The sequence below is a fragment of the Wolbachia endosymbiont (group A) of Cephus spinipes genome (assembly GCF_964026895.1).
Classification (GTDB): domain Bacteria; phylum Pseudomonadota; class Alphaproteobacteria; order Rickettsiales; family Anaplasmataceae; genus Wolbachia; species Wolbachia pipientis.
Genome location: NZ_OZ034713.1, coordinates 521,387 through 539,221 on the forward strand (window position 1 = coordinate 521,387; position 17,835 = coordinate 539,221).

A 17,835-nucleotide genomic window follows, 5' to 3' on the forward strand; every position below is an offset into this window, starting at 1 on the left:
TAGTAATGGTTCATAATAGCTTTTAACTAGTAAGCGAAAAGAAAGAAGTTTGGAAAGGTTGCCACAAAACATTATTAAGATATTTACATTTAATGAAAGATACAATTAGCGCGGTTTTAAAACGATTCTACGACTTCAGGGTAGAATTATTACCACCAAAATCTAAGTTACTCATGTAGGGTAGCTTAAAACTCGATTACGAGGCATTTCTAAATTATTTTTTATCTAAAACTTTTATTTATTACAAAAAACCCTACAGTTAGTTTATCGTGTTTTTTGTTAGTTGCAAAGAAAATCTTTCAAACCTAAAGAACAAATGGTTAGTAGACTTTTTGAAACGTTATTTTTGCAACAGCCAACTTATGTCACTTCTATCATAGAGAGGGTAACAAAACGCTCCTACCCTTTAAAACGCTTTAGGAGGTCCTTACAACACTATTTGTAATTTAGATTGTGATAGTTCGTCTTTTTTAAATTAACGCGTGTAGCCTCCCTAAAAACTCGAATAAAAGGCATCTTTAGTAACCCAACTATTGCAAAGTAAACTTACTAGTAAGTTTAACACATTTTTTACACTTTACAAAGAAAATTCTTCAAAAAAGATTGAACGACTTGTGGTGAGTATAAGGGGTTAATGGAGACTTTATGAAAATACAACAACTTTTATTGCAAATCTCTGAGCAATTAATTGCAAAACTCTCAGTAATGAAATTAGCAAATTGTAGAGGTAGCTCAAGGAAAAAAGTTTGAAGTTACTGCCATAGAAGAAGAAACAGAAGCTCGTAAAACTTGATTGCCCCTTAAAATGGAGACAAAGATCTAAATTTATTTATTTACGTCTCCAATTTTATCTAGTATAACGGAGACAAAGATTTATATTTCGTATTTTATGTCTCCATCATTTATTGGTAGGCAAACTGAGTTAAAACAACTACTGGAGCTTACAGAAAAAAATACTGCATCTTTTGTAGTAGTCAAAGGAAGGCGTCGTATAGGAAAAAGTCGTTTAATTCAAGAGTTTGGTAAGTATTTTGAACAATATTACTCCTTTATAGGTTTGCCACCAGAAAAGCATACTACAATGTCCTACCAACTTAATGAATTTTCTAGACAAGTTGCTAGACAATTTAATACATCTTTTGCTAGGTATGATGACTGGAGCGATTTACTATGGGCAGTTGGTGAACGTCTACTATCAGGAAAAACATTATTGCTGTTTGATGAAATTTCTTGGATGGGCTCAAAAGATCCAACCTTTTTAGGAAAAATAAAAAATTTTTGGGATACGCAGCTAAAAAATAATAACAAGCTAATTTTCGTTGTTTGTGGATCAGCTTCATCCTGGATCGAGAAAAATATACTTAGTAGTACTGGTTTCGTAGGGAGAATATCGTTAACTTTAACACTCGGAGAATTATCGCTTTCTGATTGTAACGAATTTTGGCCAAAAAATATTTCAGCATATGAAAAGTTTAAGGTGCTTGCAGTAACTGGCGGAATTCCAAAGTATTTAGAGGAGGTAAATTTTAAGCATAGCGCTGAAGAAAATATTAAAAGGCTTTGTTTTACAAAAGGTGGGTTTTTAGTTGAAGAATTTAATCAAATATTCTCAGATTTATTCATGCGAAAAACGGCTTTTTATAAGCAAATAGTCAGAGCTCTTTCTACTGGAGCTAAAGAACAAGAAGAAATTTGTGCTACTTTAAATATCGTAAGACATGGACGCATTTCTGAGTATCTATATGAACTTGAGCTTGCTGGTTTTATAGCAAAGGATCATACTTGGAGTATAAAAACTGGTACTGATTCACGACTCAGGAGATACAGACTTCAAGATAATTATTTAAGGTTTTATCTAAAATATATCGAAAAAGATCTAGGGAAAATTAGTCGTGACACCTATTCTATAGGGTTCTTACCAGAGTGGTATACAATTATTGGGCTTCAATTTGAAAATTTGGTGCTGAACAATAGAAAGAATATACATAATATCTTAGGAGTTGATGGAATAATAAGCGAGAATCCATTTTTTCAGAAGAGAACGCGTAATAGTGCAGGTTGTCAAATTGATTATATGATTCAAACGAAGTTTAACACTCTCTACATTTGCGAAATCAAATTTTCAAAAGATAAAATTGGTCATTCAATAATACAAGAGGTACAAAAGAAAATAGATGCACTAAATCGTCCAAAAGGATTTTCATGTCGTCCAGTCCTTATCCACGTCAATGATGTAAGTGATGATGTTATAGATAGTGGTTACTTTTCACACATCATTGATTTTGGAAAATTATTGAATTGTAAGTAATGTTTTTTCTGACTTAAAAATAATGTCTTTTTAGTTTTTACGTTTATTCTTAACTTATAGAGGTTGCTTATGACTGATACTTTAACTTTAAAAGAAGGAGATATTGAAACTACTGCTTTTGATAATAGCAGTTTTACTAGAGTACTACATGATGGAGAGTGGTGGTATGTAATAACAGAAGTAATAGCTTTTCTGACAGGTAGTAAGAACCCATCTGACTATCTAAAAAAGATAAAAAGCAGAGATATAGGGCTTTCTGAAGGATGGGGACAATTTGTCACCCCCCTTGAAATTAAAACAAAAGGTGGTAAACAGAATGTTAATTGTACAAATGTTGAGGGGTTGTTTCGTATTTTGCAGTCTATTCCTTCCAAAAGAGTTGAGCAATTTAAACGTTGGCTTGCAAAAGTTGGGTATGAAAGACTACAAGAATATGAAAACCCTGAACTTGCACTCAAACGAATCTATGCCGATTATGCTGCAAAAGGGTACCCTCAAGAATGGATACAAAAGAGAATAGAATCAATAGCTGTCAGAAATCAACTAACAAAAGAATGGGGTAATAGAAATATATCTGACCACAATAACAAGTATATTGAAGGTAGGGAATACGCAATATTGACAGACGTAATTTCTGAGGGAACATTTGGAGTAAAAACAAAGCATCATAAGGAAATAAAAGGCTTGAAGAAACAGCCTTTAAGAGATCATATGACGCCGATTGAGCTAATTTTCAATATGCTAGGAGAACAGGCTACAATTGATGAGATAAAGGATAAAGATGCGCAGGGTTATAATAAAAATTTAGAGGCGGCAAAGGAAGGAGGTAAGAACGCAGGCACAGCAAGAGAGGCATTTGAAAGAGCTAGAGGTGTGAAAGTCGTTTCTTCAGATAACTTTTTAAAGAGGATTAAAGATTAAAGTTCTCACTATGAGAAATCTCTGAATTTTATGATTTAAAACGTTTTAGAAGGCTATTATAGCGTTATTGATAATTTAGATAGTTTGTTTTGTATGCTTTTACCAAAAACTCATGTAATTTCTGAGCTGCATTAAAATTATTTAAACTTTTTTTGAGAAAATCCCGGAAAAAGTAGTAAGAAATCCGGTATATATTAGTATAGGGGCATTGAGTGTAGATGTGCTTCAAACACAAAAGTCGGCAAACGGACAGAGTAGAAAAGATTGAAGAAAGCAAAAGAAATTTAGGCTTTTGGTAAGTTACATAATTGAGAATTTGTATTTTTTTAGATGAGACAAAAACTGTATTTTAAAGCTAGATGTGACTTCAGGGTAAAATACCAACCAAAGAACGCTTCTTTAAAACTTGATCACAAGCCTTGTCACAAATTTTACTTTTTCCATTATAACATCTTTTACTTCTCTTTAACACAGTTAACGAACTACTTTTATCAGCACAGTGAAAGGGTTAATATGGTAGCCATAATCTTTACGCGATGATCCAGGCCAACCAACTGTTTGAATCACATCATTACGTTCGATGTTTAGTCCTAACTTTTTAGCTAAGGTGGTTTTTATTGTCCTTTGGATTGTGTTTAGTGGTTTTCTGATGTGATGTTCTGGATCTGCTTCTGGATCAAGATTTAGGCGCTTTTCTATTTCAGTTATGCTAAGCAACATGTGTTTTTCAGGAGGTAATTCTTTTTTACAATCATGCAAAAATTGTTCAAATAATATGCGAAAAACCTTCATACATGCTACAGCTTTCTTATTTAGAATCTCTATATTGTTTACGTAAAGTGAGCCCTCTATCAATTGCAACTTTAGTAATTCCTTCTCTTTAGGAGGTTCAATTAGATTAAGTGAAGTATGCAAAATTTGCATTGAAGTATTTGGTATTAACTCTGGTACTCCTCTTTGTACTGCTTCTTGAAATACTTCAATTAAAGTCTGATGCTGAAAGAAAAGGTCAACCATTTTTACTATGGGCAAATCAAGAGGTATGTTTGATGGATTTTTTCTCAGTATTATTAATACAGTTGGATTAGCTTTAAGCTTATCTATCGTTAAGAATGTTGGATTGGTGCAAAAATCAAGTATGATTAAACTTACAATCTTACCTTGTCCACCAACATGATAAACTCCACTTTCCACTTTTTGCCACATAAAATTTGTATCACTTAGCTGACCTTCAAACCAATTCATAAATTTCTCTGGGTTTAAATATACAGATAAGCGATGAAATCTTTGCTTCTTGTAGGTATTAGGTAAAATATCACGGTTGCAATTTTCACAAATTATGTTATCGCATGCTTCGTTAAAGTCCTCATCAATGAAAATCTCATTGTTACAGTATGGATCAACTATATTTGGCCAATCTAATTTATCTTGTCTACGAGAGCAGATAATGTAAGACCTCTCTTGCATCTGAATTAATTTAAGATCTGACAAATACCTTGCTGCTTTGATGTAATTTTGATTTGGATTAACCCAAGAGCTGCCAGAATTAAGAAGATCAGAGATTTGCTCTTGGCAAGATTGTAAGACCATAAAATTGTTTTATGTATGCTTTAAAATCCTCTCTTTCCCTTTTATTCAGAGGATGTTCAGAGTAGTAAATTGCTATATACTCATCACTTCGCTTGAAAAATAAGCCTATCTTTTTGCCTTGAAATATTACTTTAATCGACTCTATAAATGGCACTATGTCTCCTACAAATGGCTTTAAAACATGCAATTCCGGTGCAATAGGATCATATGGAGCAACAGTCAAAGTGATATTAGTATAGCTGTAATTGAAACGATTTGACTGAAACTTTAACTCAAAAACACGAATATTTGAATCAGATTCATTAATACAAGTTTCTATAAATTTATGCACCTGTTCCGCGAAGTTTTTATCCTGCACATCTACAAAAATACATTCGCAGCCAAAGTAACAACTTGCAATGCTATTTGCTATTTCTATAGCTTGATCAATATTTCTAGCACCAAGATCTACCTGAGTGCCATTTAGTAGAAAATCCAAAATCATCCACTCTGCCTTATGGCCATGAATGACTTTGTTTGAATTTAACAACAAATCTATATCGCTAGCTTTTCGTATTAACACATATAAACGATTCTGATGATAGAAGAAACCTTGTAGTTGATTCTCGAAACTGTCATTTCTCTTAATGTTATCTTCTTTCAGTATTTGTTGTATGATTTCCTCTGAGATAAAGTCTTTAAATGGAGTACTTGGTCGTCTTGGTATTTTTTGTAAGGCAAAAGACATGAAACTCTTTCTTTGTATTTTTTCAAAGTGATAGACAGACTTTAAAAGATTGTAATCTGCATGAAACAGTAGAAACAGCAAAGACTTCTTATCATATTTATTATTATTTTTTACAAGGTAGGATTTCATGAGTTCTGTAGTTAATGCAGATCTTGCAATTTCACTGACAGTAACTTCTAGTTTTGCACGGTCAAAACAGGTAATCAAGTAGTAAGTAACGAGAGAATCGGAATAATTAGCAATCACTTTACGTTTGTATTGTACAGATGTATTATCGTAGCTTTCATCATCAAAGAGTTGAGCATTTAATTTATCTTTAAAGGAGTTTTGAAAAATAATATTTAATTGCTTACCAGAAAGTGAATCTATCCAAGACTGACGTATTTTTGTATTGTGAAAACGATCAAGCAAATGGTTAACAGGGACTTCTAAATCATCTTCCTAAAATTTACGATTTGGATAAATGTTCATAAGAAACTAACCACACCATAATAGCATAATAGACTATTTAAATAGTTAAGATAGAAATCTGAAAGTCTTGACCAATAATTATGCAAGGGCTGTTTACTGATTTTTAACCAAGCTTTTTCTAAAAAGTTTACTTAAGAAGAAGATTTTTTGGACAAAATTTTTTCAAATCCTGAATATATATTATATAGCACTCTAGCGAAACAAATTCTGAATATAAATGTCAATCCTAACACTCGACCTCGGCAAACAAACGGGCTGGGCAATTCTAACAGATGGAATAATTGAAAGTGGAAGCAAAAGTTTTCATGGTAGCCGGTTTAGCGGAGGTGGAATGCACTTCTTAAAATTTCGTAGCTGGCTAAATGAAATGAAGGAAAAGTTCTCAAACATTGAAGCAGTGTATTTTGAAGAAGTAAGAAGACATCTAGGAACTGATGCAGCTCATTGCTATGGTGGTTTTCTTGCAGTGCTGTCTGCTTGGTGTGAAGAGAACAATATTCCCTACCAAGGTGTTAATGTTAAAACTATAAAACGCTTTATCACAGGCAAAGGCAATGCAAGTAAGAGTGAAGTTATTGAAGCGATACGTGAAAAAAGTTTTTCACCTCGAGATGATAATGAGGCTGATGCTTTGGCATTAATGTTCTATGTTAGTAAAGATTTTAACATATTAAAAATACCATAAAAGTGGGTCCTTTCGGCCATAATGGCGGGTTTGGTGGGTCAGACCCTAGGCCTTCTCTAGCGTCAGATATATTTTGAATATTAACTTTTTAATTATTAAGATATGAATTTAGCAATCCACTACTATCCTACTCGAAACCTAGTTGAATATGAGCGTAACCCACGTAAAAATGACGATGTGGTCAACAGAATGTGTGCTTCAATCAGGGAATTTGGCTTTCGTATTCCAATAGTTGCAAAAAGCGATGGAACTGTGGTTGATGGTCATTTAAGACTTAAAGCAGCAAGAAAGCTTGGTATGGAAAGTATTCCAGTGGTTTTAAGTGATAATTTAAATGAACCACAAACCAAAGCTTTTCGATTACTGGCCAATCAATCAGCTAATTGGGCAAAGTGGGATGATGAGCTTTTGAAAGTAGAAATTCAAGAGTTAGAAGATTTACAGTTTGATCTTAAAATGACTGGATTTGAGCTAGAAAAAGTTCAACATTTCCTTGATGATTTAGATAGTGAAAAAGAAGATCTTTCTGACTTGGTTGGTGATGAAAAAAGGGTAGAAATAACAAAACCAGGTGATTTATGGATTTTAGGTGATCATCGAATCTATTGTGGTGATAGCTCTTTAGTTGAATCATATAAAGCGGTATTAGATAATAAAATGGCAGATATTACCGTATGTGATCCTCCATATAACGTTGATTACGTTGCGACGCGAAGGCGTCAGAAGTAGCTGTTTCTCAGGATTTTCTAGGTTTTCTTAGAAAGATCAAGAAGAAACCGTCCGTGTTGCCGGATGAATCTAGGGGCATGAATTAAGTAGCTGCCCTGACAATGTAACAAAGCATTATGCGGGATACAAATTGCAAAAGGCGTATTCTCCCTCAAACCATACAGAGGGTAAGTGCTAGATAGTGAATAAGGTGAAGGTAACTGAACCTGTGATAAAGACCGTAAACGTTGACAAGCGAAAGCGGTTGATACGCTTGGGCCAAAAGGCATTGGAAGCAGGAGGAACATCTCGTAGTTGTGTTCCCGTAACCTATAAGCTTCTCGGTCGACAGCAGGCACCTAAGTTCACAAGCTACTTTTGGGGAAGCGTGGAAACCCTGTACTTGCTCCCTACCATAGTGGGGACAGCAAACTGTAAGGAATGCTTATGGCAGTGCAGGTTTGGGATGTCGGAAAAAGCAAAGGTCTCACTGTAATGGTGGGAATACCAGTTGAAACATTACTGGACATAAAAGTGTGCCCACGTCCGATAGGTCTTTCTTTGTAAGAGATTTTGGAGAACTTTTTATATATGAGGAAAAGCAAATGACAACACTGACATATTCAGCGATTGGTGCATCCTCTACACCTACAATTACATGGGAATCTATTAATTGGACTAAAGTGATAATAGGTGTCAAAAAGCTCCAGATGCGTATTGCAAAGGCTGTTCGAGAAAGAAGGTACGGCAAAGTGAAAGCTTTGCAATGGATATTGACACATTCGTTTACTGCAAAACTTTTGGCTGTTAAACGAGTCACTCAAAATCAAGGAAAAAACACCCCTGGGGTTGATGGCTTAGTTTGGCGCACACCGCAACAAAAGATCAAAGCTGTTCAATCGTTAAAGCGTCGAGGATATTGCGTCCAACCGCTCCGACGAGTATGGATTCCAAAAAGAGCAGGAAAAAAACGTCCTTTGGGAATACCAACTATGAAGGATCGGGCAATGCAGGCTCTTTATCTGCAAGCACTTGAACCAGTTTCAGAATCAATTTTAGATCGTCATGCCTATGGTTTTCGGCATAAAAGATCAGCTGCTGATGCTATTGACCAATGTTTTAAAACGTTGTGCCAAAAAGTATCGGCACCATGGATCCTAGAAGCAGATATCAAATCTTGTTATGACTCCATTAGTCATGCATGGCTTTTAGAACACTGCCCTATGGATAAGAAAATTCTGAAAAAATGGCTGACAGCAGGATACATGGATAAGAACACTTTTTATATCATTAAAGAAGGTACTCCTCAAGGAGGGATCATCTCTCCTACACTGATGAATATTACCCTTAGAGGCTTAGAAAAGACAGCCCAAAAATCTGCCTTTTGGCGCGATAAGGTTAATACTACCGCCTACGCTGATGACTTTATTATTACAGGAAGATCGAAAGAAGTCCTTGAAAACAAAGTAAAACCAGCAGTGTGTGCCTTTTTGAAGGAGCGTGGATTGGAATTCTCAGTAGAAAAAACTAAGATTACTTCCATTGATGAAGGATTTGATTTTCTAGGATTTACGATTCGAAAGTATCGAGGAAAGCTCTTGATCATGCCTTCTAAAGCAAGTATCAAAGAGTTCCTAAAAATGATCCTGGAAACCATGAGACTTCACAGCACAATAACAACGGAACAACTTATCTACACCTTGAATCCTAAGATCAGAGGATGGACAAATTATTACCGTCATGTTGTGTCAAAGAAAGTGTTCAACTATGTCGATCATAAGATCTTTGGTGCGCTTTTGAGATGGATTAAAAGAAGGCATCCAAATAAAAATTTTCAATGGAGAAAGCAGAGATACTTTTGCACCATTGGCAATAATAACTGGACCTTCTTTGCTAAGTCTTCAAAAGATAAAGGACAAGGTAGCATGGTAACTTTAATGCAAGCTGCCTCAATTCCGATTGTGAGACATGTCAAAATAAGAGCAGATGCTAATCCCTATGATCCAAAGTTTAATTCATACTTTTTCAAGCGAAATCTTGAAAGAAAGAAATACCAACATTGTATTAAGGAGAAGTAATTATGACGAAACTTGAGAACCAGTCTTCTATCGATAACAGCCGGGCAAATAAATCTGCCTTTGAAAGGCTTGAGCCGTATGACGGAAAACTGTCAAGTACGGTTCTTAGGGGGAAAAGGAGCGGCAACGCTTCTCTTTCTACCCGGCGTAGCAGTCAAGATAAAAAAATATTAAACGATAATCAAGGTGAAAAGTACGAACTTTTTCTCTACGACATCTGTTCCCATATTTTAGCATATACGAAAGGTGCAATTTACATCTGCATATCATCATCAGAGTTTTCAACTTTGCAAAAAGTATTTGAGGAAGCAGGAGGAAAATGGTCAACATTTATCATTTGGGCAAAGAATCACTTTACGCTAGGAAGATCAGATTATCAAAGACAATACGAAGCAATGCTTTATGGATGGAAAAGCGGCAATAAACGTGAGTGGCATGGAGGAAGAAATCAAAGTGATCTGTGGTTTTATGATAAGCCAACGCACAATACACTACATCCAACGATGAAGCCAGTAGAGCTAATGGAGAGAGCAATAGTTAATAGCAGTAGACCAGGAGACATAGTACTTGATCCATTTAGCGGATCTGGAAGTACACTGATTGCATGTGAGAGAACAGGAAGAATTTGTAGGACAATAGAGCTAGATTCAAAATTTGTAGATGTAACCATAAAACGTTGGCAAATATACACAGGTAGGAAGGCAATTCTATCTGGTACTGACAAAACTTTTGCACAAATTCAAGAAGAAAAACAGCAATAAAGGGGCAAAAAAAGTGGAAAAGATCACACAAACGGAATGGGCAAAAGAACTAGGAGTTTCAAAGCAATATGTCTGTTATTTAGTAAAAAAAGGAATAGTTGAGTTGGAGGATGGTTTGATCAATAGAGAGCAAGCAAATGAAGCGGTAGCAGCAATAAGAGATCCAAGTCAGCCACTGAGGAGGAAAAATCCAGAAAACGAAAATACAAGTAACCTTTCCACAATGTTGCTTAAAACTCGAATAAAAAATGAAATGGAACGAGGTAAACTACTTGAGGCGAAAGCTAAGGCTGAGATAGGAGAACTTGTAGCAGTAGAGGAAGTAAAGCGCGATGCATTTAACGTAGCAAGAGTTGTCCGTAATAATTTGCTTAATATTCCAAATAGAGTTTCAGCACTACTTGCATCACTGAGTGACACTGAAAAGATTCATATGGCTCTAACTGAAGAGATTACAAACTCATTACAAGAATTATCTAACACTAAATTTCAAATATAAAAAAGATTTTGAATATAAAATGGCTGATAACTTAAGTTTAGAGTTAATAAAGTGTCTCATTAATCAACCTGGATTAGATGTTAATGTCAGAGGATTAAATGGAAAGACACCACTACATTGTGCTATAGAATTTGATGAATTAAGCATGGTGGATTTGTTACTCACGAAGAAGAATATTAATCCTTTTGTGGAGGATAATGAAGGTAAAACATCTCTTGATTACGCCAAAGAAGGGAAAAAAGCAGAAATATTACAAGCGTTAATTAGTAATAAATACGGATCAGAGCAAGATAGCTTACTTCACTTAGCTGCAATGATAGGTGAAATTAATGCAGTTAGATATTTGATAAGAAAAGGTATTGACGTTAATGTACGAAATGCTCTGCATCATACGCCATTACATCTAGCAGCAGGCATAGGACATGAAAATGTTGTCAAAGTTTTAGTGGAAGAAGGAAGCGCTGAAATAGATGTCTTTGATGCACGAAATCAGACACCAATGCACTATGCAGTTAATAACAAGAAGTTGGAGATAGTAAAGTTACTGCTAAAGCTTGGAGCAGATGTAAATAGTGCGCGCATGGGACAAAACTCAATGAAATTGTCACCTGTTCATATAGCTGTAAGTAATACTAATTACGATGAAAGAGATTTGTGTTTGGATATCCTCAAATGCTTAATAAATGCTCCTAATTCTGGGGTCAATTTGCAAGACTACGAAAATAAAACACCACTACATTATGCTGAAAGACTTAAAACAATAGAAGTTTTACTAACGCGAGAAGATATAGATCCTCTGGTAAAAGACGATAGCGGTAAAACACCATTTGACTACGCTAAACCTGAGATAAAGAAGGCTTTGATGAGCAACAAATATGGATCTGAAAAAAATAGTTTATTACATTTAGCTGCACAAAGAGGAGATATTGAGCTTGTAGAGTCCATTTTAAAAGAAGAAGTTGATGTTAATATTTCAAACAACAAAGGTCTATCACCGATTTACCTTGCTGCAGAAAAAGGACATTTACATGTAGTAAAATTACTACTGAAAAAAGGAGCAAATTATACACCTGTTTTTCACTTAGCAATCAAATCAAACAATTTAGAGTTACTTAAAGTTTTGTTTACTGAAAAAAATGGAGCGTTACTCTGCAGAGACACCGTTATTAATTTCCCAACCCTTCATAACAAATATGTAGTACAGAGAGAAATAGCAGATAAAAGGATAAAAAGACATAATAATATTGTCTGCATCTATATTCCAATTAGTGCAATAGCAGTAGCGGCATATATAGGTTTAACAGCAACAACAATAAGCAGTGCAATCATTTTTGCAACAATAACAGGGATATTTGCGCTCATTATAGCAATAATGATAAGTGAGATGAGCAAAAGATATATAGAAAATGAATTTCAGAAAAAGATGTTTATGGAACTGGAGGAGTGTAGTTCTACTGTTAATGACGTTGAGTTAGAACCAATTACTAGTAGATGCAGACAATGATATACGCTAGAGCTTTTTCTGAAGGTTTAAGACCAGATCCAGAGCTTAAAGTATCAGAGTGGGCGAATGAGTATCGAGTTTTAGCTCCAACTGCAGCATCAGAGCCAGGTAAATGGAGAACAGAAAGAACTCCTTATTTAAAAGAAATAATGGATTCACTTTCTCCTTCTTCACCTGCAGAAAAAGTAGTATTCATGAAAGGAGCGCAGATTGGGGGAACAGAAGCTGGTAACAATTGGATAGGCTATATCATCGATCAAACACCAGGGCCAATGTTAGTAGTACAGCCAACAGTTGAAATGGGAAAGCGTTGGTCAAAAGGAAGATTTGCGCCACTGATTGAAAGTACGCCATGTTTAAAAAGTAAAGTAAAAGACCCAAGGTCAAGAGATTCAGGCAATACTGTACAAAGTAAGGAATTTCCAGGTGGAATAGTAGTAATAACTGGAGCAAATAGCAGTGTAGGCCTCCGATCTATGCCAGTAAAATATCTCTTTCTTGATGAAATAGATGCCTATCCAGGAGATTCGGGAGGTGAAGGAGATCCAGTTTTACTCAGCATAGCCCGTACTAATACATTTGCACGGCGAAAGATTTTTTTAGTATCAACGCCAACGATTCATGGAATAAGCAGAATTGAGAAGGAATTTGAAGCTACAGACAAGAGATATTTTTTTGTACCATGTCCGCATTGTAATTATTACCAAATTTTAAAGTGGTCACAAATAAAATGGGAAGATAAAAATCCAAATACAGCACACTATATGTGTATAGAATGTGGTGAAAAGATAGAAAATCATCAAAAGACAGAGATGCTAGACCGTGGAGAATGGAGAGCTACAGGGGCAAAAGAAGGGGAGAAAAAAGGATTTCATCTTTCAAGTCTTTATAGTCCAGTAGGCTGGTATAGTTGGCAACAAGCAGTAGAGGACTTTCTCCATGCAAAGGAAAGCGAACAATTACTGAAAGTTTGGATAAATACCACACTTGGAGAAACTTGGGTAGACAAAGGAGAAGTACCAGACTGGAAGCAATTATTTAACAGGAGAGAATTTTTTCCCGTAGGCACAGTGCCTAGGAGAGAAGTGGTACTTACTGCAGGAGTTGATGTCCAAAAAGATCGTTTAGAAGTAGAAGTTGTAGCCTGGGGAAAAAGCCGCGAAAGTTGGTCAATAGACTACCAAGTATTTGAAGGAGATACAGGAAGTGGGGAAGTATGGGGAAAACTTTCGGAGCTCCTCAATCATCATTTTATCGGTGAAAATGGTCTTGAATACATGATAAGTATGATGGCAGTTGATGCCGGGTATGCAACGCAGGAAGTGTATAATTGGGTAAGAGGTCATCAAGGCTCTGGAAGAGTAATGGCAGTAAAAGGTGTAAATAAAGCACTAGTACCACTTAGCAGCCCAAGTAGAGTTGATATAACAGTTGGTGGTCAAAAGCTAAAAAGAGGAATAAAGCTCTGGCCAGTAGGAGTATCAATATTAAAGTCAGAGCTTTTTCAATTACTTAATATTTTAAAAGATGGTGAAGAAACACCGCCAGGATATTGTCATTTTCCGGAGTATGCACCTGAATATTTTAAGCAGCTAACGGCAGAGCAATTAGTCAGCAAAGTGGTAAAAGGATACACCAAACAAGAGTGGCAGAAGGTAAGAGAAAGAAATGAAGTACTGGATTGCCGAATTTATGCGAGAGCAGCATCTATTGCGCTTGGAATTGATCGTTGGCCAGAGAGTAAATGGAATAGTTTGAGTGGAAAAATAGAAAGTAAAAAACCTAAAAAAGTAAGACAGAGTAAGTGGCTTGGTAATCAAAATGTACAGTGAAGAATATTTAACTCAAGTTGAGAAAGCAATTCAAAAACTGCAAAGCGGAGAAAGAGTTGTCTCAATTGCATATGGTGACCATGTTGTCCGTTATGCAGAAGTAGATATAAATGATTTACTAAGCTTAAGACAACGTATTAAAGCTGAACTGAAAACCGTAGCCAAAAGAAAGATTATTTTTTCAACGAGTAAAGGGATCATATAATAATAAAAATCGTTGAAAGGAATTTTATGACAAAAGTTATAGCAAAAGAATACACAGAATTTTTAGAGCAGCTAAAAGAGCAGATTGCTACTAGTCGTTATAAAGCAGCATTAGCAGTAAATAGCAAACTCATTGTGCTTTATCACTATATTGGTACAGAGATCTTAAGGCGCCAAAAAGAACATGGTTGGGGTGCTAAAATCATAGATCAGCTAAGTAAGGATTTAAGAAGCGCATTTCCAGAAATGAAGGGGTTTAGTGCTAGGAATCTTACGTATATGCGCCAATTTGCTGCAGAATATCAAGATACTGAATTTACGCAGCAGGTTGCTGCACAATTGCCTTGGTTTCATATTGTAGTTATTTTAGATAAAGTAAAAGATCGAAAAGAAAGACTATTCTATTTTCAAAAGGCTATAGAGCACGGTTGGTCACGTAGTATAATGGTGATGCAAATCGAACGTGAATTGCACAAACGTCAAGGAAAAGCTGTTACTAACTTCAAAGATAAATTACCTTCTCCGCAGTCAGATTTAGCACATTATACATTAAAAGATCCATATATTTTTGATTTTTTGAGTATAGGAGACGATGCTCACGAAAGAGAAGTAGAAAAAGGTCTTGTAGGCCATGTGGAAAAATTTCTGCTAGAGCTAGGGGAAGGATTTGCATTTGTTGGTAGGCAATTTCACTTAGATGTTGGAAATAAAGACTTTTATATTGATTTATTGTTTTACCATTTAAAGTTACGTTGCTTTGTAGTAATCGAGCTAAAAGACAAAGATTTCAAGCCAGAGTATGCAGGTAAAATGAATTTTTATCTTTCAGCCGTTGATGATTTACTAAAGCACGAAACAGATCAACCATCTATAGGATTAATTTTATGCAAGTCAAAGGATAACGTACTAGCTAAGTATACACTGAAAGACATAAATAAACCGATAGGGTTGGCAGAATATAAAATTACTGAAAATCTACCAAAGAATATAAAGGCAGCTTTACCAACAGTAGAAGAGCTAGAGGCTGAGTTATCCAAAGTTTCAGATAAAGAAAAGTAATGCTACTCAAATCATTCAAGCAACTATTCAATAAACCAAAACCAAAAAGTTCTGCATGGGACGCTGCAGGATCAGGAAGAAGGATAATGTATTGGCAAGGAGAAACAGGAAGCATAAACAATTTGCTGTCTCAAAGCCTTGAGCACTTACGTAGTCGATCACGTGATATGGTGAGAAAAAATCCATATGCAGCAAATATCATTGATACAATAGTAAGTAACTCTATTGGAACAGGAATAAAACCACAATCAAAAGCAAGAGATGCGGAATTTCGAAAGAAAGTGCAAGAATTATGGCTAAGATGGACAGATGAAGCAGATAGTAACGGAGTAAGTGATTTTTATGGATTACAAGCTCTAGTATGCAGAAGTATGATAGAGGGAGGAGAATGTTTTGTACGACTCCGAACAAGAAAGCTAGAGGATGGATTTTCTGTACCATTACAACTGCAAGTACTTGAGTCTGAACATTTAGACAATAAAACAAATCAAACTTTAGGAAATGGTAATGTAATAAGAAACGGGATTGAGTTTAACAGACTTGGGCAAAGAGAAGCATACTACCTATTTAAAGAACACCCTGGTGAAAGTACGTTTGGAGAGTCAGTGAGAGTACCAGCAAACGATGTTTTACATATTTATAGACCATTAAGACCTGGGCAAATCAGAGGGGAGCCTTGGCTTTCTAATATACTGCTGAAACTTTATGAGCTTGATCAATACGATGATGCAGAATTAGTGAGAAAAAAGACAGCGGCGATGTTTGCAGGATTTATTACGAGACTCGATCCAGAAGCAAATATTTTAGGAGAAGGTGAAAGTAATGAGCAAGGAGTAGCACTATCTGGCCTAGAACCTGGAACAATGCAGCTTTTAGAGCCAGGAGAAGACATAAAATTTTCAGAGCCGTCAGATGTTGGAGGAAGTTATGAAGCGTTTATAAGACAGCAACTCAGGGCAATAGCGATTGGTACAGGGATAACATATGAGCAGCTAACAGGAGATTTAACCGGCGTTAATTATTCATCAATTAGAGCAGGATTAATAGAGTTTCGTCGTCGATGCGCTATGCTGCAACATAACATTATGGTATTCCAATTTTGCAGACCAGTATGGAATAGATGGCTAGAGTTAGCAGTACTTTGTAGAGAACTCTGTATAGATGAAAAAGTAGTAAAAGCAGCGAAAGAAGAAGTAAAATGGATACCACAGGGATTTGATTGGGTGGATCCACTGAAAGACCAGCAAGCACAGCAAATGGCAGTAAGGAATGGATTTAAGAGTCGATCGGAAGTAGTATCAGAAATGGGTTACGATGTAGAAGAAATTGACCAAGAAATAGCAGAAGATCAAAAGCGTGCAAATAGTCTCAACTTAATGTTTGACTCTGATTGTAAAGGATTATGATGCTCTTAGGAAAACCATTAATGCTTGAACCAAGGAGTTTTGAGCTCTTGTCATTGAACAATCAAAAACATCCCACATTTAAAAACATAAAGCACTCCATCAAAAATAATGTAGAAAGAACTGCAATTATATCAATTCATGGAATTCTGACGAAAAAACCAGGCGTGTTTGATGGTTTTCTGGGAATGACATCATATGAAAAAATTCATGAAGAGATAGAGAGTGCTTTAGGAAATAAAAGCATAGAGACGATTCTACTTGATATAGATAGCCCAGGAGGAGAGGTAAATGGAGTATTTGACTTAGCTGATTTTGTCTATAGTGCAAGAGGAAAAAAGAGGATAATAGCGATAGCAAATGATGATGCATATTCTGCTGCATATGCTATAGCTTCTAGCGCTGAAAAGATTTTTCTCACCCGCACTTCAGGAGTTGGGAGTATAGGAGTAATAGCAAGTCATATAGATCAAAGTAAATTTGACGAAAAACAAGGTATTAAGTACACCGCAATTTTTGCTGGTAGTCGAAAGAATGATTTAAATCCGCATGAGCCAATGACGTCTGAAAGTCTGGAAAGCTTACAAAAAGAAGTAGATCGACTATATGAAATGTTTTTGCAGCTAATAGCAAGGAACAGAGGTCTTTCAATTGAAAAGATTCGATCAACAGAGGCAGGGCTATATTTTGGGGAGAAAGCAGTAGAAATAGGCCTTGCAGACGGAATGACAATTCTTTCATCTATTAATAAAAACAGGAGTATTACTATGAATGAACAAACTACAACTGACCTAGAAACTGATAATTTGACTAAGTATCGTAATGAAGTTCTTGAATTAATACGGTTATGTAATCTATCACGAATGCCAGAGAAAATAGAAGAATTTATTGAGGAAAGCGTAAGTGTTGAGCAAGCCAGGGAAGTTTTAATGGAACTGCTAGCAGAGCGAACGAAGAAGACAGAAATACTGAGTGCAATACCACAGAATTCAGGAGAAGAGTTGATGATGGAGGTAGCAAGGACTAGAGCGCAATCAAGTATTTAAGTTTTTTTATAACCGCCGCGTACAACAATTACAAACATG

Annotated in this window: 13 protein-coding genes and 2 pseudogenes; 13 read left to right on the top strand and 2 right to left on the bottom strand. The window is 35.7% G+C overall.

The window, feature by feature from the left end; translation table 11 throughout:
* Nucleotides 1-889 precede the first annotated feature (889 nt).
* Nucleotides 890-2,308 carry an AAA family ATPase gene (locus AAGD59_RS02455; RefSeq protein ID WP_265027980.1) on the top strand — a complete coding sequence of 473 codons (1,419 nt, stop codon included), beginning with the start codon at nucleotides 890-892 and terminating at the stop codon, nucleotides 2,306-2,308.
* 69 nt (nucleotides 2,309-2,377) lie between these two features.
* Complete coding sequence (locus AAGD59_RS02460; RefSeq protein ID WP_047759514.1) at nucleotides 2,378-3,229, top strand: BRO family protein; 852 nt, start codon at nucleotides 2,378-2,380, stop codon at nucleotides 3,227-3,229.
* A 474-nt stretch (nucleotides 3,230-3,703) separates the two neighbouring features.
* Here AAGD59_RS02460 and AAGD59_RS02465 read toward each other — a convergent pair whose 3' ends face one another.
* Both AAGD59_RS02465 and AAGD59_RS02470 read right to left on the bottom strand, forming a co-directional pair.
* Complete coding sequence (locus AAGD59_RS02465; protein WP_265027981.1) at nucleotides 3,704-4,819, bottom strand: hypothetical protein; 1,116 nt, start codon at nucleotides 4,817-4,819, stop codon at nucleotides 3,704-3,706.
* Nucleotides 4,785-5,957 (bottom strand): hypothetical protein, encoded by a 1,173-nt coding sequence (locus tag AAGD59_RS02470; RefSeq protein ID WP_265027982.1) that lies wholly within the window; start codon nucleotides 5,955-5,957, stop codon nucleotides 4,785-4,787. Before AAGD59_RS02470 ends, AAGD59_RS02465 begins: the two co-directional genes overlap by 35 nt.
* A gap of 277 nt (nucleotides 5,958-6,234) precedes the next feature.
* Between AAGD59_RS02470 and AAGD59_RS02475 the strand changes: the two genes are divergently transcribed.
* The 11 genes and pseudogenes from AAGD59_RS02475 (at nucleotide 6,235) to AAGD59_RS02525 (ending at nucleotide 17,796) form a co-directional block, all read left to right on the top strand.
* Entirely contained in the window at nucleotides 6,235-6,702 is a 468-nt protein-coding gene (locus AAGD59_RS02475; protein WP_341812888.1) for a Holliday junction resolvase, read from the top strand.
* A gap of 102 nt (nucleotides 6,703-6,804) precedes the next feature.
* Nucleotides 6,805-7,425, top strand: a pseudogene (locus tag AAGD59_RS02480) (ParB N-terminal domain-containing protein); the annotation flags it as partial.
* Nucleotides 7,426-8,015: 590 nt separating this feature from the next.
* Nucleotides 8,016-9,488, top strand: a complete 1,473-nt coding sequence (gene ltrA / locus AAGD59_RS02485) for a group II intron reverse transcriptase/maturase (protein ID WP_264378235.1) — start codon at nucleotides 8,016-8,018, stop codon at nucleotides 9,486-9,488.
* A gap of 155 nt (nucleotides 9,489-9,643) precedes the next feature.
* Nucleotides 9,644-10,249: pseudogene (locus AAGD59_RS02490) on the top strand (DNA-methyltransferase); the annotation flags it as partial.
* 13 nt (nucleotides 10,250-10,262) lie between these two features.
* Nucleotides 10,263-10,748 (top strand): hypothetical protein, encoded by a 486-nt coding sequence (locus AAGD59_RS02495; protein WP_341812949.1) that lies wholly within the window; start codon nucleotides 10,263-10,265, stop codon nucleotides 10,746-10,748.
* 19 nt (nucleotides 10,749-10,767) lie between these two features.
* A complete protein-coding gene (locus tag AAGD59_RS02500; RefSeq protein WP_281508714.1) occupies nucleotides 10,768-12,252 on the top strand; it encodes an ankyrin repeat domain-containing protein in 1,485 nt (494 codons plus the stop codon).
* Nucleotides 12,249-14,084, top strand: coding sequence for a phage terminase large subunit family protein (locus tag AAGD59_RS02505; RefSeq protein ID WP_341812950.1), 1,836 nt, complete (start codon nucleotides 12,249-12,251; stop codon nucleotides 14,082-14,084). The genes AAGD59_RS02500 and AAGD59_RS02505 overlap by 4 nt, the downstream gene beginning before the upstream one ends.
* The gene (locus AAGD59_RS02510) at nucleotides 14,074-14,289 is read left to right on the top strand and encodes a gpW family protein (protein ID WP_253309294.1); all 216 of its coding nucleotides are present in this window, start codon (nucleotides 14,074-14,076) and stop codon (nucleotides 14,287-14,289) included. Before AAGD59_RS02505 ends, AAGD59_RS02510 begins: the two co-directional genes overlap by 11 nt.
* A 26-nt stretch (nucleotides 14,290-14,315) precedes the next feature.
* Complete coding sequence (locus AAGD59_RS02515; RefSeq protein ID WP_253309293.1) at nucleotides 14,316-15,347, top strand: YhcG family protein; 1,032 nt, start codon at nucleotides 14,316-14,318, stop codon at nucleotides 15,345-15,347.
* On the top strand, nucleotides 15,347-16,753 hold the full coding sequence (locus AAGD59_RS02520) for a phage portal protein (RefSeq protein WP_341812951.1): 1,407 nt from the start codon (nucleotides 15,347-15,349) through the stop codon (nucleotides 16,751-16,753). The genes AAGD59_RS02515 and AAGD59_RS02520 overlap by 1 nt, the downstream gene beginning before the upstream one ends.
* Complete coding sequence (locus AAGD59_RS02525; protein WP_341812962.1) at nucleotides 16,753-17,796, top strand: S49 family peptidase; 1,044 nt, start codon at nucleotides 16,753-16,755, stop codon at nucleotides 17,794-17,796. The genes AAGD59_RS02520 and AAGD59_RS02525 overlap by 1 nt, the downstream gene beginning before the upstream one ends.
* Nucleotides 17,797-17,835 lie beyond the last annotated feature (39 nt).

Excerpts from the sequence above, each read along its gene's own strand:
- AAGD59_RS02455 (WP_265027980.1), top strand. The coding sequence starts at position 890 with ATGTCTCCATCATTTATTGGTAGGCAAACTGAGTTAAAACAACTACTG.
- AAGD59_RS02460 (WP_047759514.1), top strand. The coding sequence starts at position 2,378 with ATGACTGATACTTTAACTTTAAAAGAAGGAGATATTGAAACTACTGCT.
- AAGD59_RS02465 (WP_265027981.1), bottom strand. The coding sequence starts at position 4,819 with ATGGTCTTACAATCTTGCCAAGAGCAAATCTCTGATCTTCTTAATTCT.
- AAGD59_RS02475 (WP_341812888.1), top strand. The coding sequence starts at position 6,235 with ATGTCAATCCTAACACTCGACCTCGGCAAACAAACGGGCTGGGCAATT.
- ltrA (WP_264378235.1), top strand. The coding sequence starts at position 8,016 with ATGACAACACTGACATATTCAGCGATTGGTGCATCCTCTACACCTACA.
- AAGD59_RS02500 (WP_281508714.1), top strand. The coding sequence starts at position 10,768 with ATGGCTGATAACTTAAGTTTAGAGTTAATAAAGTGTCTCATTAATCAA.
- AAGD59_RS02505 (WP_341812950.1), top strand. The coding sequence starts at position 12,249 with ATGATATACGCTAGAGCTTTTTCTGAAGGTTTAAGACCAGATCCAGAG.
- AAGD59_RS02510 (WP_253309294.1), top strand. The coding sequence starts at position 14,074 with ATGTACAGTGAAGAATATTTAACTCAAGTTGAGAAAGCAATTCAAAAA.
- AAGD59_RS02515 (WP_253309293.1), top strand. The coding sequence starts at position 14,316 with ATGACAAAAGTTATAGCAAAAGAATACACAGAATTTTTAGAGCAGCTA.
- AAGD59_RS02520 (WP_341812951.1), top strand. The coding sequence starts at position 15,347 with ATGCTACTCAAATCATTCAAGCAACTATTCAATAAACCAAAACCAAAA.
- AAGD59_RS02525 (WP_341812962.1), top strand. The coding sequence starts at position 16,753 with ATGCTCTTAGGAAAACCATTAATGCTTGAACCAAGGAGTTTTGAGCTC.